At 62.1% G+C, this 21,140-nt stretch carries 19 protein-coding genes; 10 read left to right on the forward strand and 9 right to left on the reverse strand.

The window, feature by feature from the left end; all coding sequences use genetic code 11:
- Positions 1 to 62: 62 nt before the first annotated feature.
- A complete protein-coding gene (locus EU811_RS02140) occupies positions 63 to 1,157 on the forward strand; it encodes an NAD/NADP octopine/nopaline dehydrogenase family protein (RefSeq protein ID WP_142936868.1) in 1,095 nt (364 codons plus the stop codon).
- A gap of 135 nt (positions 1,158 to 1,292) precedes the next feature.
- Positions 1,293 to 1,571, forward strand: coding sequence for a hypothetical protein (locus EU811_RS02145; protein ID WP_142936869.1), 279 nt, complete (start codon positions 1,293 to 1,295; stop codon positions 1,569 to 1,571).
- 504 nt (positions 1,572 to 2,075) lie between these two features.
- Here EU811_RS02145 and EU811_RS02150 read toward each other — a convergent pair.
- The 3 genes from EU811_RS02150 to EU811_RS02160 all read right to left on the reverse strand — a co-directional run bounded on the left by EU811_RS02150 (position 2,076) and on the right by EU811_RS02160 (position 5,386).
- Positions 2,076 to 2,672, reverse strand: coding sequence for an NUDIX hydrolase (locus tag EU811_RS02150; RefSeq protein WP_142936870.1), 597 nt, complete (start codon positions 2,670 to 2,672; stop codon positions 2,076 to 2,078).
- 151 nt (positions 2,673 to 2,823) lie between these two features.
- A complete protein-coding gene (locus EU811_RS02155; RefSeq protein ID WP_142936871.1) occupies positions 2,824 to 3,570 on the reverse strand; it encodes a formylglycine-generating enzyme family protein in 747 nt (248 codons plus the stop codon).
- Between the two features lie 229 nt (positions 3,571 to 3,799).
- Positions 3,800 to 5,386, reverse strand: coding sequence for a molybdopterin-dependent oxidoreductase (locus EU811_RS02160; protein WP_238703265.1), 1,587 nt, complete (start codon positions 5,384 to 5,386; stop codon positions 3,800 to 3,802).
- Positions 5,387 to 5,512: 126 nt separating this feature from the next.
- Here EU811_RS02160 and EU811_RS02165 point away from each other — a divergent pair, with 126 nt between their 5' ends.
- The 3 genes from EU811_RS02165 to EU811_RS02175 all read left to right on the forward strand — a co-directional run bounded on the left by EU811_RS02165 (position 5,513) and on the right by EU811_RS02175 (position 10,384).
- A complete protein-coding gene (locus EU811_RS02165; protein WP_142936873.1) occupies positions 5,513 to 7,024 on the forward strand; it encodes an aldehyde dehydrogenase family protein in 1,512 nt (503 codons plus the stop codon).
- A complete protein-coding gene (locus tag EU811_RS02170; protein WP_142936874.1) occupies positions 7,025 to 8,677 on the forward strand; it encodes a GMC family oxidoreductase in 1,653 nt (550 codons plus the stop codon).
- Positions 8,678 to 8,821: 144 nt separating this feature from the next.
- Entirely contained in the window at positions 8,822 to 10,384 is a 1,563-nt protein-coding gene (locus tag EU811_RS02175; RefSeq protein ID WP_142936875.1) for an APC family permease, read from the forward strand.
- A 36-nt stretch (positions 10,385 to 10,420) separates the two neighbouring features.
- On the opposite strand, the gene EU811_RS02180 is transcribed toward EU811_RS02175, so the two are convergent.
- From EU811_RS02180 to EU811_RS02190, 3 genes are all read right to left on the reverse strand, one after another.
- Positions 10,421 to 11,707: a glycosyltransferase gene (locus EU811_RS02180; RefSeq protein ID WP_160147617.1), complete on the reverse strand. Its 1,287-nt coding sequence runs from the start codon at positions 11,705 to 11,707 to the stop codon at positions 10,421 to 10,423.
- Positions 11,708 to 11,711: 4 nt separating this feature from the next.
- Positions 11,712 to 12,341 carry a TetR/AcrR family transcriptional regulator gene (locus EU811_RS02185; RefSeq protein WP_142936877.1) on the reverse strand — a complete coding sequence of 210 codons (630 nt, stop codon included), beginning with the start codon at positions 12,339 to 12,341 and terminating at the stop codon, positions 11,712 to 11,714.
- Between the two features lie 62 nt (positions 12,342 to 12,403).
- On the reverse strand, positions 12,404 to 13,621 hold the full coding sequence (locus EU811_RS02190; protein ID WP_142936878.1) for an acyl-CoA dehydrogenase family protein: 1,218 nt from the start codon (positions 13,619 to 13,621) through the stop codon (positions 12,404 to 12,406).
- Between the two features lie 133 nt (positions 13,622 to 13,754).
- Here EU811_RS02190 and EU811_RS02195 point away from each other — a divergent pair, with 133 nt between their 5' ends.
- Together EU811_RS02195 and EU811_RS02200 are read left to right on the forward strand one after the other, a co-directional pair.
- Positions 13,755 to 15,473, forward strand: a complete 1,719-nt coding sequence (locus EU811_RS02195; RefSeq protein WP_142936879.1) for an AMP-binding protein — start codon at positions 13,755 to 13,757, stop codon at positions 15,471 to 15,473.
- A 42-nt stretch (positions 15,474 to 15,515) separates the two neighbouring features.
- Positions 15,516 to 16,025 (forward strand): MarR family winged helix-turn-helix transcriptional regulator, encoded by a 510-nt coding sequence (locus EU811_RS02200; RefSeq protein ID WP_024819327.1) that lies wholly within the window; start codon positions 15,516 to 15,518, stop codon positions 16,023 to 16,025.
- Between the two features lie 5 nt (positions 16,026 to 16,030).
- Here EU811_RS02200 and EU811_RS02205 read toward each other — a convergent pair whose 3' ends face one another.
- Positions 16,031 to 17,332 carry an HNH endonuclease gene (locus EU811_RS02205; RefSeq protein WP_238703266.1) on the reverse strand — a complete coding sequence of 434 codons (1,302 nt, stop codon included), beginning with the start codon at positions 17,330 to 17,332 and terminating at the stop codon, positions 16,031 to 16,033.
- 182 nt (positions 17,333 to 17,514) lie between these two features.
- Between EU811_RS02205 and EU811_RS02210 the strand changes: the two genes are divergently transcribed.
- From EU811_RS02210 to EU811_RS24045, 3 genes are read left to right on the forward strand one after another with little or no spacing between them, the layout of a single operon-like run.
- A complete protein-coding gene (locus EU811_RS02210) occupies positions 17,515 to 18,711 on the forward strand; it encodes an MFS transporter (RefSeq protein ID WP_142936881.1) in 1,197 nt (398 codons plus the stop codon).
- On the forward strand, positions 18,708 to 18,941 hold the full coding sequence (locus EU811_RS24040; RefSeq protein WP_238703267.1) for a hypothetical protein: 234 nt from the start codon (positions 18,708 to 18,710) through the stop codon (positions 18,939 to 18,941). Before EU811_RS02210 ends, EU811_RS24040 begins: the two co-directional genes overlap by 4 nt.
- Positions 18,942 to 18,943: 2 nt before the next feature.
- Positions 18,944 to 19,216, forward strand: a complete 273-nt coding sequence (locus EU811_RS24045) for a cyclophilin-like fold protein (protein ID WP_238703268.1) — start codon at positions 18,944 to 18,946, stop codon at positions 19,214 to 19,216.
- 42 nt (positions 19,217 to 19,258) lie between these two features.
- Here the strand turns inward: EU811_RS24045 and EU811_RS02220 are convergent, their stop codons facing one another.
- Both EU811_RS02220 and EU811_RS02225 read right to left on the reverse strand, forming a co-directional pair.
- Positions 19,259 to 20,155 (reverse strand): helix-turn-helix transcriptional regulator, encoded by an 897-nt coding sequence (locus EU811_RS02220; RefSeq protein ID WP_142936882.1) that lies wholly within the window; start codon positions 20,153 to 20,155, stop codon positions 19,259 to 19,261.
- Positions 20,156 to 20,250: 95 nt separating this feature from the next.
- Positions 20,251 to 21,126 (reverse strand): universal stress protein, encoded by an 876-nt coding sequence (locus EU811_RS02225; RefSeq protein WP_142936883.1) that lies wholly within the window; start codon positions 21,124 to 21,126, stop codon positions 20,251 to 20,253.
- Between the last annotated feature and the right edge of the window lie 14 nt (positions 21,127 to 21,140).

Here is a 21,140-nt window from a genome sequence, read left to right on the forward strand (position 1 = left end):
CCCTTGTACCTGCGCGGAATAGCTCGTTTCGCGTACCTCATAAACGAAGGAAACATACCCAAATGGGAAGTATCGCAATTGTTGGAGCAGGAAACGTCGGCCAAGCAATCACCGGCCACATGGTTCTCCAAGGACATGACGTCCGGCTCTTCTCACGCTGGGAGAAGGATTTCGAGGCAATCATTGCCAACAACGGAATCGATCTCTCAGGCGATGTTGAAGGTCACGCAAACAAACCGACGCTGACAACCGACCTCGGCGATGCCATCGTTGGCGCTGACGTCGTCATCGTCGCTGCGCCAGCGTTCGCCCATGCCTACCTGTCAGAGCGTCTCGCCGCGTTGCTGGAACCAGAACAACTGGTGGTGTTCCAGCCCAGCGTCCTGGGCAGCTCCGTCGAACTCGCCAGACACTTCGCCCTGGCACAGCGAACGCCATGCCTCATAGCCGAAACCCCGACAAGCCTATATACCTGCCGCCTCCGTGGCCCGGCGCAGGTCTTCATCGGTGCAATCAAGCAAGCTGTTCACCTGGCAACCATCCCTCACGCATCCTCCCAAGACGCACTCGACCGCCTAAGCCACTACTTCGGCGACCGCTACATCGCCGGCAGCGATACCTTGTCAGTGGGCCTTGGAAACTGCAACGCGATTTACCACGTCCCCCCGGCAGTGCTGAACATCAAAACCGTCGAAGATGCAGACTCCCGGCCCCACCACACGTTGGTAACCCCCCGCGTCGCGGAGGTCATCAACGCGCTCGATCAAGAACGGCTCGCCCTGGCGGAGGCTCTCGGGGTAAAGACGCCAAGCTTCTGGGAATTCCTCGAAAGCGCCTACGGCGTCACCGAGGGATCCCATGTGGAACGAATTGTTCAAGGCTACGGACGTCAAGCATTCCCGGAACCCGATTCCCTAACCCACCGGTACTTTACTGAGGACATCCCCTTCGGTTTGGTGATCTGGAGCTCGCTGGCAAAACAAATCGGGCTCCCCCTCCCACTGACTGACTCCTTCATCAAGATCAGCGGACTCATCTGCGGAACTGACTTCGAAGCCGAAGGCCGGACAGCGGACATACTCGGCCTTGAAGGCCTGGACGCTGCAGCAATCAAAGAAGCCTTCCTAAACGGCGTGACTCCGCTAGTTACCGCGTAGGGAAACCACTGCTGGCAGGGTCAGATCTTCCTTCGAAGGCCTGACCCTGCCGGTTCAGATACAGCTCAGCTCGTGCGTCCCGGATTGCGCCCGGACCAAGTAGCGGCACCTGATTCGCGCAGACTGGACAGACAGATGGATACGCCACGACGCCGGCCCGGGATTTCACCGCGATCAACTGAAGACACCGCCGGCCCTATCAGCCACGGCGAGAGTGCAGCCATCAAGGACCTCACCCACCGCGACGGAATGCTCCGCGTAGACCGGCTCACTTCTACGGTCCGGGTCCAGCGCCACGACGGCTACGACGCCACGTACGACCTCGACACAGGCCAGCTGCTAGCAGCAACCGGAAACATAGCAACGCTCCCCTCCCCGAGCTACACAGTCAGTAGTTCGGCAATACGAAAGTGATCCATTGATGGAGCTTCACCCTCAACCTGACTGGCAGCGGGCTCATGGCCAATACGTCGAAATTCGGCGGTCAGGAAAGACAGTTCACACAGGAACCGTAGACGCAGTCATGCCCGACAACTCCATACTCTGGATCTCCGCCTCTGGCGCCTACCCGCGGACGATGTTCGAAAAATCTCAAGGCGACGAGGTCTATGCCCGATACTCATGGGACACCCCACCCTAAAACCGGGTCATTCAATCGCCAAGCGCTCTGTCCGAGCCGGCTCCCCAGCGAGCGTCACGGTTCTACAAAGGTATCCCACAACCTTAGAAGTGGGACACCTCCCCTGGGACACTCCCCCATCCATCCGAATTGTCGTTTTTAGAAGCTGACTGCACTGAATGTCAGAAGTCGTCTGCACTGCGATTGTCTTTCCTATGGGGATCCTTGACCGGGCCGATACGCCGGCGCTGATCGAGTCGAGCCAGGACTCGCGCTGAGCTTTGAGAATTCAGGTATTACTAGGCGACTAGAAGTTGGCGGACCCTGTCACGGAGGGCTGCGAGAACTTCGGTGTCCGGATTACTGCGGGCGAGGGCTGTCAGACCGCGGCAGGCAAGTCCCGCGTCGGTAAGTTCTCCGCTGACTAGCAAGTCAATGAGTTCTGAAACGGGAAGAAGTCGCACGTGTCCAGATTCGGACTCGTCCCAGGTCGCTTCATATGTCTTGGATGCGTTGGCCGCGATGACGAGATGCTTACGTCTTGATGAGTTCGCAGCCCACCACTCTGAGCCGGCGTAGAAAGCTGATTCTGAGTGGTATCCAGTTTCTTCTCGTAGTTCTCGAAGTGCTGCATCGGTGGGCGGCTCGTTGTTGTTGAGGTATCCACCGGGGAGCTCGAGTAATGCCTTCTCTGGTCCAACACGGAACTGTTCGAATAGGACGACGTGGCTTGCTGAAGGCGTGAACGCGAGGGTTGCCGCCGAATCACGGCCCGTAATAACGTCCCAGTCAGTCACGGCCCCATTTGGCTCTTCGTAGGTATCACGGTTGATCGTTACAAAGCCCTGGTATGTGATCGTCGATCGGATTCTTGCCCACTCACCGGCAATAGGCATTGTGCTCCTTCTCTGCGCGGCTGCGCTCCACAGCTAACCGTCGAGCTAGACAGTCTAGCCACGCCGGGCTGACATTCAGAGCGCCCAAATGCCGATCCTCTACCGGGGCAACTCATCATTGGGAATTCAGGCAGGCCTACGGTGGTTGAAGTTAGCGCCGCCGCGGTGTCCACCCTGACGGAAGCATGCCAGTGATCTTGGCTCGTTCAGAATCAGCCTCCGCTGACCAACCTTGAGCTGCCAGTGAGTTCTCGAAGACACCCCGAGCCATGCGCAAACCTAGGTCTGGGTGGCTCATACCAGGGGCACCTCCGCGCCGAGTCGAAGCGCGCACGCTCCACGGCTTGTCAGCAAAACCTCCCCCACGGAAGACACGATAATCTCCGTAGCGGGCAGGATCGAGCAAATCCCAGCACCATTCCCAGACGTTTCCAAGGGTGTCCTGAAGTCCGAAGGCATTGGGTTGTTTCAGTCCCACTTCTGCAGGGTTCTCCAGCTTGTCATTCGCTGTCCATCCAATGGCAGAGAGGGGTCCGTAGTGCGGACCCACTGTGCCAGCGCGGCATGCATATTCCCATTCGGCTTCGGTGGGCAGACGGTACCCAGAAGCATCGGTCCTCCAAGTTACCTGGCCTGCCTCGAAGACGTATGCAGGGGCAAGACCTTCGTTCAATGAAGCTGCATTGCAAAGATTGATGGCTTGCAACCAATTAATGTCTGCCAAAGGAGTTTGGGAACCCGTTTCGCTATCACCCATCAGCTGCGCAAATTGAGCCGTGGTGACCGGGGCGGCAGCAATCTCGAATGGTTCCAGATGGACGACCCAGCGGCGCTTTCGTCGTGCGTCATGCAATTCCACTTGTCCGGCCTGTAGCGGAAGGAGATCAAAGGTAGCCATTCCTCAAGGCTCCCATGTCGTGCCCGATAGCCGGTCCTCCACCGGCCGCCACGCAGCCCCATATAGCGCTAAGCAAAACTCGCGTCATTCTGCGGAACCAGAATTCCCGTAAGACCCGCCCGCAAAACTCCCCGTTGAGGGCGCCCTAAACGCTACACAGTTTCCGGTCCAACTTACGGCAGTGTGGAACAGCCTCGGCCGGAGGGAGAGATCGAACAAGGCTGAACAGTTACTCCACCGTCACTGCCACCGACTGCCAGCCCGAGGCCCCGTCAGGTACGGGATCGGCGCGCTTGTCTGTCTGAACTTCGCCGGTGCCGTCGGTGGCGCGGGCCTTGACGTAGTGCATGCCGGGTGTGGCATCCCATTCGTAGGACCACTGGCGCCATGTGATGGTGGATGCTTCGGTGGAAAGCGTTGCTTCCACCCAGTCGCCGTCGTCGATCTGTACTTCCACCTTGGTGATTCCGCGGGTCTGCGCCCATGCGGTGCCACCCACCGCGACCTTTCCTGCCTTCAATTTCGCGAAGGACCCGGGCACGTCCACACGTGCCATGGTCTTGATGGGGCCGCGCTCTGACCAGCCGCGTTCCGTCCAGTAGGCCTTGCTGTCCGCGAAGCGGGTGACTTCCAAGTCCACTACCCACTTGGTGGCGGAGACGAATCCGTAGAGTCCCGGAACCACCATCCGTACGGGGTAGCCGTGCTCGATGGGAAGGGGCTCCCCGTTCATGCCGATGGCCAGCATGGCATCGCGGTCGTCCTGCAGGACTTCCAGCGGAGTGGAGGCACTGAATCCGTCAATGGATGTTGAGAGCACCATGTCCGCGCCTTCTTTGGGTTTGGCCATGGCCAGGACTTCGCGGATGGGCATGCCCAGCCACTTAGCGTTTCCGGCAAGCTTTCCGCCCACAGGGTTGGACACGCAGGTGAGGGTCACGTGCGATTCGATGAGATCGGCGTCGAGCAGGTCCTGGAAGGTGAGGGTCACTTCCTTCTCAACCATTCCGTGCACCCGCAGTACCCAATCTTCGACGTTGATTTCCGGGACGCTCAGGGCGGTATCAATGCGGTAGAAATCGTTGTTCGGTGTCAGCCATGAGGAGACTCCTGCCACCGGGGATTGGACGCCGGCTGGAACAGGGGGCGCTGCCTTCAAAGGCGACGGCAGCGTGAGAGCATCACGGGCCTGAGCTATGTTGTTGCGCGCGGCTCCGAGCAGCCGCCCACCGGTCGCCGCGATTCCGGCAGCTACCGCGGTGATACCGGCAGCAGCGAAGAAACGACGGCGGCTGGTGCCGGCGCCTCCAACCTGGCTGTCGGCGTCGGCTGCTACGTCGGCGGGGGCTTCCGGCCACGCTTTCAACCCCCACAACGGTTTGATGAGGAGGCGCAGGACGATGAGGCCGGCGATGGTGCCCACGATTGAGGGGATGGCGTCGGCGGGTCCCACACCGGCCCGGGTCAGGACGCTGGCCACTATTACGGCACCCATGAACAGCACACCCAGGACGCCAAGTGCCCACTTCTTGTAGGCCACAACGCCCAGAACGCAGGCCAGTACGGCGATAGTGACGCCCATACCTACGAACAGCGCGGCTTTGTCGTTCGTGCCGAACGTGGCGATCGCAAAGTCCTTCATCCATGACGGCGTGAAGTCGATGAAGGTGGATCCCAGCGCGAACACCGGGGTTGCCCTGGCGGTGAAGAACGCGCCGATCAGCTCGGCTACGGCCAACACGACGGCGGCAGACACCACGCCTGCCAGCGCTGCCATGGTTTCGGGGCCTTTGGTCCGGAGTCCGAGCTTTTTCATGTGAGGAGTTCGTAGCGGGCGGGACCGGGGATGGGTGAGAGTATCCGGCCGACACACAAGCCCACTTTGAACATTTGTTCACATTTTTCCTTGAACAGATGTTCAAAGTGCACTAGCCTGCCTCGTATGACCCAAGCCACATTTTCCGATTCCGCCTCCACACTTTTCATCAAAGGCGTGTGGGAACCGGCCTCTTCCGGCGCGGTGCGCGAGATCCGCAACCCGGCCGACGGCGAACTGGTCGCCACCGTCTCCGAAGCCGGCCGCGAGGATGCCGAGCGAGCCATTTCCGCCGCCCGCGCAGCCTTCGATTCCGGCGTGTGGGCAAACGTCCCCGCTCCCGAGCGCGGCGCTTTCCTGCTCAAGGTCGCCGCGGAACTGCGCGAGCGCCGGGAAAAGTTCGCCCGCGCCGAATCCCTGGACACCGGCAAGCGAATCATCGAAAGCCGCATCGACATGGATGACATCGCCGCCTGCTTCGAATACTTCGGAAGGCTCGCCGGGCAGTCGGCGGGCCGCGTAGTGGACGCCGGGGACCCCGCCGTCGTGAGCAAAATCGTGTACGAGCCCGTGGGCGTCTGCGGCTTGATCACGCCGTGGAACTACCCGCTGCTGCAGGCAGCCTGGAAGATCGCGCCGGCACTCGCGGCTGGTTGCACGTTCGTCCTGAAGCCTGCCGAGCTGACCCCGTCCACCGCGATCCTGACCATGCAGTTGCTGCAGGACCTGGGTCTCCCGGACGGTGTCGCAAACCTGGTGACCGGCGCCGGCCCGCAGGCAGGCGCACCACTTTCTGAGCACCCGGACATTGACTTGGTTTCCTTCACCGGTGGCCTGGAAACCGGCAAGCGCATCGCCGCGGCCGCAGCCGGCACGGTGAAAAAGGTGGCATTGGAACTCGGCGGCAAGAACCCCAACGTCGTGTTCGCTGACGCTGACTTTGATGCCGCCGTCGACAACGCCTTGAACGGCGCTTTTGTGCACTCAGGCCAGGTCTGCTCCGCCGGTGCGCGGCTGGTGGTGGAGGAATCCATCGCCGAGCGCTTCGTGGACGAGCTGGTCCGCAAGGCTCAGGGCATCCGCATCGGAGGCCCGTTCGATGAGTCCGCCGAAACCGGGCCGCTGATTTCCGCTGCCCACCGGGAGAAAGTGGACGCTTACGTTCAGCGTGGCGTGGCTGAGGGCGCGCGGCTGCGGTGCGGCGGCGCCGCCCCTGAGGGCGAAAAGTTCGACGCCGGCTTCTACTACCAGCCCACCGTTCTGGACCGCGTCAAAAGGGGAATGTCGGTAGTGATCGACGAAGCTTTTGGCCCGGTAGTAACAGTGGAAACGTTCCGCACGGAAGACGAAGCCGTAGCCACCGCCAATGACACCATCTACGGACTGGCGGGCGCGGTCTGGACCCAGGATGCCGGAAAGGCCCAGCGGGTTGCGGGCCGTTTGCGCCACGGCACGGTGTGGATCAACGACTACCACCCCTACCTTCCGCAGGCCGAGTGGGGCGGTTTCGGCCAGTCCGGCGTAGGCCGCGAACTCGGCCCCACGGGACTGGGCGAATACCAGGAAGCCAAGCACATCTACCAGAACACCAGCCCGCAGGTCACCGGCTGGTTCGCAGACCACGGCAAGGAGAAATAGATGCACGTTGACAACATCCAGAACCTCAGCGAGCGCGGGTTCGATTACGTCGTCATCGGTGGAGGATCTGCCGGAGCTGCCGTCGCTGCACGGCTCAGCGAGGACCCTGCCGTCACCGTTGCCCTGGTGGAGGCGGGTCCGGACGACCGCAACCTGCCCGAGATCTTGCAGCTGGACCGCTGGATGGAGTTGCTGGAATCGGGGTACGACTGGGACTACCCGGTTGAACCGCAGGAAAACGGCAATTCCTTCATGCGCCATGCCCGCGCCAAAGTCATGGGTGGCTGCTCCAGCCACAACTCCTGTATCGCTTTCTGGGCTCCCCGCGAAGACTTGGACGAGTGGGAGTCAAAGTACGGTGCCACCGGCTGGAATGCTGCTGCCGCCTGGCCTTTGTACCAGCGCCTGGAAAGCAACGAGGACGCGGGTCCGGACGCTCCCCACCACGGCCACGACGGCCCAGTGCACTTAATGAACGTGCCCCCGGCAGATCCAGCGGGCGTCGCGCTCCTGGATGCTTGCGAACAGACCGGTATCCCCCGGGCGAAGTTCAATGACGGCACCACTGTGGTCAACGGCGCCAATTTCTTCCAGATCAACCGCCGCTCGGACGGGACACGATCTTCGAGTTCCGTCTCCTACATCCACCCCATCATCGATCGCGAAAACTTCACGCTGCTGACCGGCTTGCGGGCCCGGCAACTGGTGTTCGACGCGGACAAGCGCTGCACCGGCGTCGATGTTGTGGACTCGGCCTTCGGCCGGACGCACAGGCTGAACGCGCATCGCGAAGTCATTCTGTCCACCGGCGCCATTGATTCCCCCAAGCTCCTTATGCTCTCCGGCATCGGTCCGGCCGCGCACCTCAAGCAGCATGGCATCGAGGTTCTGGTGGATTCCCCCGGTGTGGGCGAGCACCTGCAGGACCACCCGGAAGGCGTGGTGCAGTTCGAGGCCAGGCAGCCCATGGTGCAGACGTCCACCCAGTGGTGGGAAATCGGCATCTTCACCCCCACTGAAGAGGGCCTGGACCGGCCGGACCTCATGATGCATTACGGCTCCGTGCCCTTCGACATGAACACCCTGCGCTACGGCTACCCCACCACGGAGAACGGCTTCAGCCTGACTCCGAACGTCACCCACGCCCGTTCCCGCGGGACGGTTCGCCTGCGCAGCCGGGACTTCCGCGACAAACCCATGGTGGACCCCCGCTACTTCACCGATCCCGAGGGGCACGACATGCGCGTCATGGTGGCAGGCATCCGCAAGGCCCGGGAAATCGCGGCTCAACCAGCCATGGCCGAGTGGACCGGGCGGGAACTCTCCCCCGGCATCGAGGCCCAGAGCGACGAGGAGCTGCAGGACTACATCCGCAAAACACACAACACCGTCTACCACCCCGTTGGCACCGTCCGCATGGGGCCTGCGGACGACGAGATGTCGCCCCTTGATCCTGAACTGCGCGTCAAGGGCGTCACCGGCCTGCGCGTGGCAGACGCCTCCGTCATGCCGGAACACGTCACCGTAAACCCCAACATCACCGTGATGATGATCGGCGAGCGCTGCGCCGATCTCATCAAGGCCCGCCTCAGTGCCCACCGGACGGAGGAAACCACGACGGCGGAAGCCGGCTTTAGCTTGTCCCACGCCTAAGAAGGCGCCTGCTTTTAGACCAACGCAACAAAAAATGGGGGAAACGGCCGTACGCACACCGTGGTGCCCGGCTTTTGATATCCACTGCGTCCAATGGCGGCCGCGGGCTATCACCATTCATGCATGTCTGAATTAGGAGTTCGAATGTTAGAACCCAGCAAAATAGGACCCTGCAAGAGCGATGCAAGCGGTATGGACGAGTTTGGCTACGCCCAAACCCTTGACCGCAGCATCGGAAAGTTTGCCAGCTTCGCCGCCGGCGTCAGTTACATCTCCATCCTCACCGGCGTTTTCCAACTGTTTTACTTCGGATTTTCGACGGCGGGACCCGCCTACGCGTGGTCGTGGCCCATTGTTTTCGTAGGCCAGCTCATGGTAGCCCTGTGTTTTGCGGAACTGGCCGGACGATACCCTGTGGCCGGATCGGTTTATAACTGGGCCAAAAGGCTTTCCACGGGAACGTGGGCCTGGTTGGCGGGCTGGTTACTACTGCTCTCCTCCATCATGGCGTTGGGATCTGTTGCCTTGGCCCTCCAAATCACGTTGCCGCAGATTTGGAGTGGCTTCCAGCTGGTGGGCGATGGCACCGGCCCCTACGACTTTGCGGTCAACGGAGTCATCCTGGCTAGCATCATGATCGGCATTTCCACGCTCATCAATGCCTTCGGCGTAAAGCTCATGACCATGATCAATAGTGTGGGCGTTTTTGTGGAACTGGTTGCCGCTGTTCTGCTCATTGCGGCGCTCATGTGGCACTCGGTGCGGGGACCTGAAGTCCTCCTCGATACCGCTGGATTCGGCCAAGAACATCCGATGGGCTTCTTCGGAGTATTCCTCATCGCCGCCATGGCTTCCGGTTATGTCATGTACGGATTCGACACCGCCAGTTCCTTGGGTGAAGAAACCAAGGACCCCAAGAAAACCGCACCCCGCGCCATTCTCCGCGCTGTCACGGCATCCTTCCTCCTGGGAGGTTTGCTCCTGCTGGGCGGAATCCTGGCGGCCCCCGATCTTTCCGATCCCAAGCTTGGAGCGGCCGATGGCGGGCTGCAGTACATTGTGCTGTCAGTGCTGGGTGGCCCCTTCGGCAAGGCGTTCCTGGCGTGCATCGTGGTAGCTGTTGTGGTCTGCACGCTGGCCGTGCACGCGGCAGCTATCCGGATGATGTTTGCCATGGCCAGGGACAACAACCTTCCCTTCAGCCGTCAGCTCAGCAAGGTGCATCCCACCCGCAAAACCCCCACGGTGGCTGCAATCGTCATCGGTGTAGTGGCAGTGATTCCCCTGATCGTCAACATCTCCCAGCCAGCCATCTTCACCATTCTGTCCAGCATTAGCATCGTCCTGATCTATCTGTCCTACCTCCTGGTGACCGTGCCCATGCTGCGGCAAAGGTTCCTGAAAAAGTGGCCCCTGAAGGACGACGAGACAGAACCGGGATTCAGCCTCGGCAAATGGGGTCTCCCCGTCAACATCCTGGCCGTGCTGTGGGGTGGCGCCATGACGCTGAACCTGGTCTGGCCTCGACCGGAGATCTACAACTCAGTGCCGCCGTTTGAGTGGTATCTGCAATGGGGCGGCGTCATGTTCGTTGCCGCGGTGATCATCGGCGGAACCCTGCTCTACCGTCTCCGCATCAGGCACCACACCGGAGTTCTGGCCGAGCATGCGGCGGCTGGACCACGCATCTTGACTCGCGTGCAATGAGGAGGCCGGCGTTGGCTCCTGCGCTTGGTGAAACTCCTAGGAGCGCTGGCGTGGCTGGTTCGGCTTGCTTGCCAGGGACCCAAGTTCTTCCACCAGCCGGCTGGACGCAAGCTCGGCAGTAATGGACGAGGAAAGTTGGGCAGCCGCGAGCCGGTAGCTGTCCCGTTCCAGCACTTCCGCCACTGCACGCCGGATTTTCTCCGCCGACGCGTTGGGAGCCAGCCGTACGCCGGCACCGTGGTGGACGATCCTGGCTGCTGTGTCGTCTTGGTCCCGTCCCATGGGCAGGCAGACCATGGGCACGCCAGCGGCAAGGGCTTTCAGGGCAGTGCCGTGCCCGCAGTGCGTCACCACCAAGGCAGCTTTTTCCATGATGGGTCCGTGGGGCACCGCACGCACCACGCTCACGTTGCTGTTTGCTGTCAGCGCATCAGGGTCGATCATCGGTCCGGTGGTCACCACCGCACGTACAGGCATGGTGGAGAGGGCATCGATAATGCGTTGCAGCAAGTCTCCCTGGTTCTGGAACGTCGAACTGAGGCCCACAAGAATCAGGGGCCGAGCGTCATCCTCTGACCAGGGCGGGACCCATGGCACTGCCCACTGAGGTTCGTCGAGCACCGGCCCGGCGTAGCTCACATTCGCCGGCACAAACGGCGATGCGTAATCAAAGGTGGAACTGGAGAGCACAAAAATACGGTCGACACCCAAAACCTGATCATAAAAGGACCGCAGGGGCCGCAGCCCGTGGCGGTCGCGCACCTGGTTGAGGGCCGGCAATCCCTTGGCGAAAACCCGGTTTACGAGGGCGATGAGCATGGCGTCGCGGACACGTCCGGGAACGCCCTGCGCCAAGGGGAAACCGGCGGCGATCGGCGGAACGCCGCGCACGGGGAGCGCCCAGATATTGGGCATCACAGCGGCTACTGGCAGCCCGGCTCCTTGCGCCGCGATCATAGCGCCAAGCATGAAGTAGTCCGCCATGAGCGCGTCTGGTGAATAGTCGCCAATCTGCTCGGCCGTCTCGCTCGCCACCAGCTCCGCGGGTCCGCCAATGAGCCTGTCACGCATTCTTCGCAGTCCTTCGAAGGGCGTCCGCACCTCCCAATCCTTCACCACGTCCCCGGACGGATCGTTTGAAGTGCGATGGGGAGCCCGAACCCATGGACTGAACGTGGCTCCCACCGTGGCCACCTGGGCGCGCAGGGTTGGGTCGGCCAGGACCCTTACCTGATGGCCATTCTCAATGAGTCGCCTGGCAACTCCGAGCTCCGGCGCCACGGCTCCTCCCCCGTCCCAGATAGCGAACAGGTAGCGGCTCATGTTCCTAATCCTTTCCGGCTGAACTTTCGGATGAACGTTTCTCCGGACTCCCACCCAACACTCCGTGGACCAGCCGGAGGATCGTTGCTTCAGTCTCTGCCCGGGACTGCCCGAGGTCGCGGCGCAGAAGCTTCCAGAGGGTGACGTCGGTGGCAGCATAGAGCGCCAGGACCAGCCTTTCATCGCCGGTCACGCCGGGGATCAGCGTGCGTTCGATCCACTCACGGTGACCTGCCCGGGAGATAGTGAGCAAGTGGTCGATCGCAGGCACTCGACCTTCGAGTTCAAGCATGCGAATGTTGGCGTTGCCCATGGTCTCGTAGCGGTCCAGAAGCTTGGCGATTGCTCCGTCAGCATCTCCGGGCGTAGCTTCGCGGAGTGCGTCCTCACCGGGTTTCTGCCAGTCGGCTACGGCGAACGCGAGTTCGTCCTTGGTTCCGAAGTGGCGGATGACAGTCTGCCTGGACACTCCCGCAGTTTTGGAGACGGCATCAATGGAAACCTGGTCGTAAGGACTCTCCAGCCACAGCTCGTAGGCGGCGGACAGTATCCGCTCACGGGTTGCGGCAACGGCTTCCTGCCTTGCGTTCATCCGATAAGCACGCGGCCCCGACTCCCGATCAGGCGCTTTCATGTTACATATTGTAACACCAATAGGATCTGCCCAGTGGGTGAGAAAGCACCGCCGGCGGATCCCTAAACGAACGCCGACCTCCCCGTCACCGCGCGGGCCACGATCATGGAGTTGATCTCGTAGCTGCCCTCGTAGGTGTAGAGGATTTCGGCGTCGCCAAAGAGCTTGCCCATCTCGTAGTCCGTGGTGATTCCGTTCCCGCCCAGCAAGGAACGGCCCATCGCCACGGACGAGCGAGCCAGCCGGGTAGTGGTGGCCTTGCACATGGCGGCCTGCACCATTTCGAGTTTCCCGGCCTGCTGGATCCGGGCTAGCTCCACCATCATGGACAGCGAAGCGTTGGCATTGCCCAGAATGTCGGCAAGCTGCTGCTGGACAAGCTGGAAGCGTGCCAGTTCCTTGCCGAATTGTTTGCGCTGCAACGCGTAGGAACGGGCTATGTCAAAGGCTGCCAATTGGATCCCCGCGGCCTGCCATCCCACCCAGGCACGGGAATCGCGCAAGAGATCATTGGCGCGGGAGAACTCAGTGGCGCCGGGCAGGAGGTTCTCCGAAGGAATGCGGACCTCGTCCAACACGATGTCCGCATTCTGCATGATGCGCAGGCCGATCTTGTTCGAAATCTTGGTGGCCGCATACCCGGGGCGGTCGGTCTCCACGATGAAACCCTTGATGTGCCCGTCGGATTCATCACGAGCCCAAACCAAGGCGAAGTCGGCAATCGTCCCTGCCCCTATCCAGCGCTTGGCACCGCTGATGACCCATTCGCCGCCGTCGCGCCGCGCCGTCGTCGAGAGCCCTCCGGCGATGTCCGAGCCGTGGTCCGGTTCGGTGAGCGCGAAAGCGCCCAGCTGGGTGAAAGCCTCAAGCCCGGGCAACCACTTGCGCTTCTGCTCGGGGGAACCTAGCTCATCAATCATGCCGACAATGAGCTCGTTGTGGATCCCCACCAGCGCTGAAAGAGACACGTCCGCGCGGGCCACCTCGGTGTACATGAGGCCCTTGAACAGCTTTGAGGAACCGTCGGTTTGAAGCCCGCCCAGCCCGAACTTAGCCATGTCCGCCAGCAGCCCGAACGGGAATTCCTCCCGGTTCCAGTAGTCGATGCTCGCAGCCCGGATCCGCGCCTGCAGGAACTCCCTGATCTCCAAGTACCGGGCACGCTCCTCCGGGGGGAGCAGGTCAATAACATGCATCAAGTCCGCCTCCGGGTAAGGAGGCAGGATGCGTTCTGATGCCGCACCGTTGGTAACGGTGCCGGCAGCTTTTTCGTCGAGCATTAGACCCCTTCGTCATGTCCCGCATAGGCTCTTCCAAACCCTTGGATGTCCTAGTATATTGCAAGGTGATGTGGATCACTAGGCGGGATGCTTCGGCGAAGGTGCCAGGGAACCCGAAAGCGAAAGGTGGACTATGACAGTCACAGACGACTTCCGTGCGGCCCGGGACAGGCTGCTGGAACTGCGCGAAGACTACAAACTGGCTCACGCCGAGTTCCAGTGGCCACGCTTTGAGGAATTTAACTTCGCCCTCGACTGGTTCGACCAGATCGCGGCAGACGAGACCAGAGGCAACAAGCCCGCGCTGGTGATCGTGGAACAGGACGGCAGCTCCACGCGCCGCACGTTCAAGGACCTCTCGCAGCGCTCCTCCCAACTCGCCAGCTGGCTGCGCGACCAAGGCGTCAAACGCGGCGACCACATGATCATCATGCTCGGCAACCAGGTTGAGCTGTGGGAACTCATGCTGGCAGGCATCAAGCTGGGCATTGTCATGATCCCCACCACCACCCTCATGGGCGCCCGCGATCTTCAGGACCGGGTGGAGCGCGGCGGTGCCACCTGGGTGGCGGTCGGGAGCGCAAACATCGGCAAGTTCGCCGACGTCGAGGGCGGCTACACGCTGATCGAGGTCGGGTCCGAGAGAACCACCGCCGAGGCAAGACAGTACGCAGACTCATACGACGCCGGCACGGAATTTACGCCCGACGCCCCCACCCTCGCTGATGACACATTACTCCTCTACTTCACCTCCGGAACCACCTCGCGCGCCAAGCTGGTGGAACACACGCACACGTCCTATCCGGTGGGTCACCTGTCCACCATGTACTGGATTGGGCTGGAGCCTGGCGACGTCCACCTGAACGTCGCCTCTCCCGGCTGGGCGAAGCACGCTTGGTCCAACGTCTTCACACCGTGGATCGCCGAGGCCACCGTCTTCATCTACAACTACCAGCGCTTCGACGCCGCCGCCCTCATGAACCAGATGGGCAAAGAAGGCGTCTCAAGTTTCTGTGCCCCGCCCACCGTTTGGCGCATGCTCATCCAAGCCGACCTCACCCAGCTCACTCACCCTCCGCTTAAGGTGGTCTCTGCCGGTGAGCCACTCAACGCGGAAGTGATCGGCCAGGTGGAAAAGGCCTGGGGCGTCACCATCCGCGACGGATTCGGTCAGACCGAGTCAACGGTCCAGATCGCCAACACGCCTACGCAGCCGGTCAAAATCGGTTCCATGGGACGGCCGCTCCCCGGATACGACGTCGTCCTGGTGGACCCGGTCACCGGGGAGGAAGCCGACGACGGCGAACTCTGCTTGCGCTTGGACCCCCGGCCCGTGGGGCTCATGAAGAGCTATTTCGGAGACGAAGCCAAGACGGCCGAAGCATTCCGGGATGGTTACTATCACACGGGCGATATGGCCAGCCGGGATGCCGACGGCGTCATCACCTATGTGGGGCGGGATGACGACGTTTTCAAGTCCTCCGACTACCGTTTGTCTCCCTTCGAACTCGAAAGCGTCCTGATCGAACACCCCGCAGTGGCCGAAGCCGCCGTCGTTCCTTCGCCTGATGCCGTGAAGCTGTCTGTGCCCAAGGCGTTCGTCGTGTTGGCCGCGGGCTATGAAGCCGGACCGGCGGTGGCCGAGGACATTCTTCGCTATTGCCGGGAGCACCTCGCGCCGTTCAAACGGATCCGGCGGCTGGAATTCGGCGAACTTCCCAAGACGATTTCCGGCAAAATCAGGCGCGTGGAACTGCGCGGAACCGAGGTCGCCCGGCACGGCGACGGCCCGCTGCCCTCCGGATTGGGCGTGGAATACACGGAGGAAGAGTTTCCGAATCTGAGAGACTAGCCACCCGGGACACTAGGCCGATCATGTAACCGAAGGAGGCCCATGGGCACCCCTCTCCCCCGCGACCCCATCGCCGACGCCCAGCGCAACTGGGAACGGCATGGCTGGGGCGATGTCGCCGCGCCCATGGCCGCCATCACTGCGATCATGCGCACGCAACAGATTCTGCTCGCGCGCATCGAAACAGTTCTGAAACCGTTCGGGCTGACGTTCGCGCGCTACGAACTGCTGGCGCTGCTGAGTTTCGCCCGCAGCGGCGCACTTCCCATGAACAAGGCCAGCGCGCTGCTGCAGGTCCATCCCACGTCGGTAACCAACGCCGTGGACCGCTTGGAAAAAGCCGCCTTGGTGGCTCGTTCCCCGCACCCAACAGACGGCCGCACCACCCTGATCGAGCTCACCGCAGAGGGCCGCACCTTGGCGAAGAAAGCGACGGCGGCGCTTAACGCCGAGGTTTTCGGCAAGTCCGGCTTTGGGCCCGACGACGTCGATCACCTTATCCGCGTCCTGGGCACCTTCCGCAGGGATGCCGGGGATTTCACGGAGGAATAAGCTCCCTACGTTCTGGCGGGGTGGTGCCCTGGCAGGGGTGGGGCCTTGGATTGGTACGTGTGGCCTGTGGGGGTGCTGATTTCAAGGGTGTGCGCGTCGGCCTGTACTACCCGGGTGGTCCAGCCGGGGTTTTCTTTAGTGTGGTTGCAGGCTTCGCACAGTCCTGCGCCGTTGGTGAGGTTCGTTTTTCCGCCGGACTGCCAGGAAACCACATGGTCAATATGCCGGATGGGCGCATCACAATACGGCGTCCGACAGGTGTCGTCACGGGTTTCGATGAATCGTCTGAGACGGCCGGTAAAAAGCCGGGCCTTGGAGTCCGTGGCGAGGAGTTCCCCTGTGCCCGGTGCTGTGTAGAGCCGGCGAAGCCAGACATCAAGCTCCTGGTCCGGGTTCGCCGGCCCGGGGCCGGCTGCCGGTCCCAATCCGAGCAGTTCCCGTCCCCATTCAGCCGGGACGACTCCGTACCCCTTCAGCCGGGCCGGTTCACTATCACCTTGGAAAAGCGTCCGCTCGGTCATGACAAGGTCCAGGTTGATCCCCGAAAACCCGCCCGGTGCCCCGGTGACGCGTTCAACCAGAGTGTCGGCCATGACCTGGCCACGGGTCGGGACAACCCCGCCAGACGCACCATGACCGCTGGAACGGGCCGAGTCAGCGGCCCGGGTCAACGCGGCATAGACAGCCACGCCCTGGGCGACCGGCAACAGCGCCGTCAAATACGTCATGGTATCCGGCGCCGGACGCAAACTCACCGTCCGCTCAGCAGCGGCACGACTGGCACGACCCACCACCGACCGCGGATCACGCCGATACGCAGCAGCCTTCACCGCCGCAATGATCGCTTTGTCGCCCTTGCCATCAAAGGTTCCGGTGTCCGCAGCCAACTCCTCGTCCACCGCAGTCCGGTCCTCAACAGACAAACACGCAGTTTCCTTCACAAGGAGAGTGGCCCGCCATTCATTCAAGAGCCCGGCCCGCAACGCAGCCAAAGTGTGGGGCATCTCCACCACCAACGCCTTTGCAAAGCCAAGCAACCTGGACCCGCGGTTCGGGGACTCCCGCCTCGCCAACGCCACCTGAGCACCCACCCCCTGACCACGCTCGGACGCAGGAACACCAGCTTCGGCCTGCTCGGCGCGCTGGGCAAGATCAAAAGCCACAGCAACCCGCGCCTGCAACGCGGTGATCGCCGACTTCATCTCCTCCAACACCCGCAACTGTTCGATCAAATCACCACTGACGGTGCTGGACGGAGCCGCGTGCTGAACGTTCGCAGGGGAGATAGGAACAAGGGCACGAGACATCCCTGCCGCCACTCGACTTTCCCCAATCCGCTCCATGAACTAACCATGTCAGCAGGCACCGACAATATAACGTCGTTGATCGCCCGGGCGCCCCAGTTGGGGCAGCTCACCGAGGGAGTCCCTCAGAGGACCTCCCTTAAGCGGGACTCCCTAACACCCCGTAGACCTGATGTTCTGAAGTCATGACCACCACCATTTCCACCGTCAAGACCCGGCGTCTGCCACTGGTGACCTACGTTCTGGCTGCGGGTGTGTTCCTGATGGGAACCACCGAGTTCATTGTGGCGGGGATCCTGCCTGAGATTGCGGGCGACCTTGGGGTGTCCGTAGCCAACGCCGGCCTCATGATCACGGTCTTCGCCGTAGGCATGATCGTTGGAACGCCCACCATGTCAATCCTTACGCTTAAGCTGCCACGACGCCTGACGCTAAGCCTTGCACTGCTGGTCTTTGCGGCTGGCCACGTCGTGGTGGCGCTCACGTCTGACTTCACACTCATTCTTGGCGCACGTTTCCTCACGGCTTTGGCGACGGGCGCTTTCTGGGCGGTAGCCGCCGTCGTAGGTGCAAAAGCCGCAGGTGCGGCGTCGGCATCCCGGGCGTTGGGCGTGGTGTTGGGCGGTGGGATGCTGGCAAATGTTGTTGGCGTACCGCTGGGCGCTTTCGCAGGTCAGGTGATTGGCTGGCGAGGCCCTTTCTGGGGTCTGGCACTTCTTGCGCTGGCGGGGGCTGTTGTGGTGTACCGGCTAGTCCCGGTGGGGCCGGAATCCGGGCCCATACCGTCCGTTCGCGCTGAGCTCGCCAGCATGCGCGATGTGAGGGTTTGGCTTGTCCTGGCCGGCTGCGCGATCGTTTGCGGCTCGTCCCTGGCTGCCTACAGCTTCATTTCGCCACTGCTTACTGAGAACACCGGAATGGCCGCCTCGGTGGTGCCGCTGGTTCTGGTGGCGTACGGTGTGGGAGCCTTCATTGGCTCCAATCTGGGAGGTCATTTCGGCTCTCACCGCCCCTATCCGGCGCTGTTCGTCGCGGCAGGTATGACCTTCCTGGTGTTGGGTGCCCTTTCCTTCCTCTCCCATAACGCCGTGGTGACAGTGGTCCTGATCTTCCTGCTGGGGCTCTTCGGCATGGCCACCAATCCGATTCTGATCGGCAAAGCCGTAGGTTACGCGGGGCACGCACCCACGCTGGCTTCAGCTCTCAGCACCTCAGCGTTCAACCTCGGCACAGCCGTGGGATCGTGGATGGCCGGTTACGCCTTGGAATCCGCACTTGGTGCCACAGGCCCCGTGCTGGTGGGAACAGGAATCGCCGCGCTCTACTTCGTCCCACTTACGCTATTGATGCTCAAGGACCGGAAGGAAGGTTCCCAGTCATGAAGCACCCCACCGCCGGAATACTGCTGCTGGTGGCGTTGGCACTAGTCAGCTGCAGCCCATCCCCCGCCGTGGAGTCGACACCGGGTTCGGCCAGAGGGACCTCAAAACCCAGTGAGGCAACCACCTCCGCCGCCCACAACGTAGTAGGTACCGTGGTGCACTTCAGCGCCGGTTCGGCGTCACTGGACGTCACCATTGGGGAGGATAATCCCGCCACCGGGACTTCCTGAGCATGCTGCCGCTCACCCTCAGCATGAAAGAGTTCGCCGGCCGGGAGAAGATCGCGGACCTGCCCAGGCCCCTCCACTATGAAGGGTCACCTGGGTCCGACCCCGAGGACGGTGACCTGATCTACTACGTCCCCTGGGGAAACCTCGGTTTTTACTACAACGCGTCAGGCATCGAATACTCAGACCAAACCATTCATTTGGGACGATCCAAAGCCACCCGGGAAGAGCTTGCGCGCTTCGAAGGCCAGGAAGTCCGCGTAGAAGTCAATCGCTGACCGTCTGCCATCGGCGGTAGCGCGCGGCAGCACCGCCGGCGGTCAGCTGTCCGTTCGGGTCTTCTCCGACGCCGGGCGAACGCCTTGGGCGTATTCGCTCGCCGCCCAGGAGGCCAACAGTTGGAGGCGCTCGGCCGACGGCGACCCGGGTTCAGCTGCGTAAATGGTCAGGGTCAATCCTGGTTCTGCGGCCATTTCCAAGCCCTCGAAGGCGAGCGTCATTTCGCCCACCACCGGGTGATTGAACGTCTTGAAACCCGTGCCGTGGTGCCGGACGTTATGTGCGCCCCAGCGAGTGCGGAATTCCTCGCTGCGGGTGCTGAGCTCACCAATGAGATCGTGCAATTCTTTGTTGTGCGGGTCCCGTCCGGCCTCCGTGCGGAGAATGGAAACCGTTATTTCCGCAAAAGCGTCCCAGTCCGGGTAGAACTCGTGGGCGCGCTGGTCCAGGAACGTGAACCTGGCGATGTTGGGCGTCTGGCCCGGCATGTCGTAACAGTCCTTGTAAAACGCCCGGGCCAAGGGGTTCACGGCCAAGAGGTCCATCCGGCCGTTCCGGACAAACGCGGGTCCGGCCGTGACAGCATCCAACGCCCACTGCAGGCTCTGGTGGGGCACATAGGATTTCGAGTTCCGGCGCCGTGGCGGCCGGGCAACTGGACTGGCGGCATGCGCAAGGTCGAACAGGTGTGCGCGTTCAGCGTCGTCCAAGTTCAGCGCGCGGGCGATGCTCTCAAGAACCTGCGGCGAGGCGCCGCTAATGGCGCCGCGTTCCAAGCGGGTGTAGTACTCAACGCTTAAGCCGGCAAGGGTGGCCACTTCGCTACGGCGCAGACCCTTAACCCGCCGGTTGGATCCCGCGGGCAGCCCCACCTGCTCCGGGGCCACGTGGGCACGCCGGGAGATCAAAAATTCGCGAACTTCCGCCCGATTATCCATGCCCTCCACCATAAGTCCGGTTCATCGCCGGAGGGAGTCCCTGTGAGGGCCTCCGACGACCAACCAGCTCTGCGGTCTCCAGGGAAGACTGAGCCCTAAGAAGCTTCGGAGCCTGCCTTGCGACGGGAGACCAACACGGGACTATGGGCGTGGTGGAGTACTGCGTGTGCCGTTGAACCTATGGTGCCCTTGATCAGTCCATGTCCTTTGGTCCCCACCACTGTGATGCGTGCCGCTTGTGAGGCCTTGACCACGGCACGGGAGAATGAAGCATCCACCAGCAGCTCTCCCCTCACCGCGCTCCCGGGAGCTTTGTGGCGGGCCCGGCTCAGCACGGCATCGAGCATCGCTTCTGCCTCGGGATAGGCTTCCACCGGCTCTCGCAACCGCCGGTATCCTTCGGGTTCGTGCAGGACGTGAATGATCCTGAGCTCGGCACCCGTTGCGGCCGCGAAAAGGCAGGCGTCGTCCAGGGCTGCCGGTGATCCAGAGTCATCAACAGCCAGCAGCACTGGACCCTCAGGGTGGTCATCGGCACGAATCACTGCGACGGGGCACTCTGCGGTTGCCGCCATCTCCAAACTCACGGACCCCACCAGCAAGCCCATGAACCCACCAAGGCCGCGGCTTCCAAGGACCAACATCTCCGCGCCGGCCGAAACGTGCGCAAGATGATCGCGCGGCATTCCGTGAAGCAAAGTGGCGTGGACCTCCAGATCGGGCACGGCCTCCTTTGCGAGCGCCGTCCCTTCTTCAAGGACTTTCTGGGCGGCCCGCTCCAAACCACTATCGGCGATGCCAGGAACGGGGCCCCTGTTTTGGGATAGCAAGACCCACAGGGAACAGTGCACAACGTGCAGTGAGCAGTTCCGCAGGATGGCGTGATGTGCGGCCCATTGGACGGCCCGGTGTGATTCTTCGGATCCGTCATAGCCAACCACGATCGTCTTCGAAGCGTGCTCGTTCGTCATGGCCAGAGCCTACG

Source organism: Arthrobacter sp. TS-15, assembly GCF_006964045.1.
GTDB lineage: Bacteria > Actinomycetota > Actinomycetes > Actinomycetales > Micrococcaceae > Arthrobacter.

Bases quoted from the DNA above. Each gene is read 5' to 3' on its own strand.
- EU811_RS02170 (WP_142936874.1), top strand. From the start codon at position 7,025: ATGCACGTTGACAACATCCAGAACCTCAGCGAGCGCGGGTTCGATTAC.
- EU811_RS02225 (WP_142936883.1), bottom strand. From the start codon at position 21,126: ATGACGAACGAGCACGCTTCGAAGACGATCGTGGTTGGCTATGACGGA.
- EU811_RS02140 (WP_142936868.1), top strand. From the start codon at position 63: ATGGGAAGTATCGCAATTGTTGGAGCAGGAAACGTCGGCCAAGCAATC.
- EU811_RS02220 (WP_142936882.1), bottom strand. From the start codon at position 20,155: ATGGATAATCGGGCGGAAGTTCGCGAATTTTTGATCTCCCGGCGTGCC.
- EU811_RS24040 (WP_238703267.1), top strand. From the start codon at position 18,708: ATGAAGCACCCCACCGCCGGAATACTGCTGCTGGTGGCGTTGGCACTA.
- EU811_RS02180 (WP_160147617.1), bottom strand. From the start codon at position 11,707: ATGAGCCGCTACCTGTTCGCTATCTGGGACGGGGGAGGAGCCGTGGCG.
- EU811_RS02155 (WP_142936871.1), bottom strand. From the start codon at position 3,570: ATGGCTACCTTTGATCTCCTTCCGCTACAGGCCGGACAAGTGGAATTG.
- EU811_RS02200 (WP_024819327.1), top strand. From the start codon at position 15,516: ATGGGCACCCCTCTCCCCCGCGACCCCATCGCCGACGCCCAGCGCAAC.
- EU811_RS02160 (WP_238703265.1), bottom strand. From the start codon at position 5,386: ATGAAAAAGCTCGGACTCCGGACCAAAGGCCCCGAAACCATGGCAGCG.
- EU811_RS02145 (WP_142936869.1), top strand. From the start codon at position 1,293: ATGGATACGCCACGACGCCGGCCCGGGATTTCACCGCGATCAACTGAA.
- EU811_RS02190 (WP_142936878.1), bottom strand. From the start codon at position 13,621: ATGCTCGACGAAAAAGCTGCCGGCACCGTTACCAACGGTGCGGCATCA.
- EU811_RS24045 (WP_238703268.1), top strand. From the start codon at position 18,944: ATGCTGCCGCTCACCCTCAGCATGAAAGAGTTCGCCGGCCGGGAGAAG.
- EU811_RS02205 (WP_238703266.1), bottom strand. From the start codon at position 17,332: ATGTCTCGTGCCCTTGTTCCTATCTCCCCTGCGAACGTTCAGCACGCG.
- EU811_RS02175 (WP_142936875.1), top strand. From the start codon at position 8,822: ATGTTAGAACCCAGCAAAATAGGACCCTGCAAGAGCGATGCAAGCGGT.
- EU811_RS02195 (WP_142936879.1), top strand. From the start codon at position 13,755: ATGACAGTCACAGACGACTTCCGTGCGGCCCGGGACAGGCTGCTGGAA.
- EU811_RS02185 (WP_142936877.1), bottom strand. From the start codon at position 12,341: ATGAAAGCGCCTGATCGGGAGTCGGGGCCGCGTGCTTATCGGATGAAC.
- EU811_RS02150 (WP_142936870.1), bottom strand. From the start codon at position 2,672: ATGCCTATTGCCGGTGAGTGGGCAAGAATCCGATCGACGATCACATAC.
- EU811_RS02210 (WP_142936881.1), top strand. From the start codon at position 17,515: ATGACCACCACCATTTCCACCGTCAAGACCCGGCGTCTGCCACTGGTG.
- EU811_RS02165 (WP_142936873.1), top strand. From the start codon at position 5,513: ATGACCCAAGCCACATTTTCCGATTCCGCCTCCACACTTTTCATCAAA.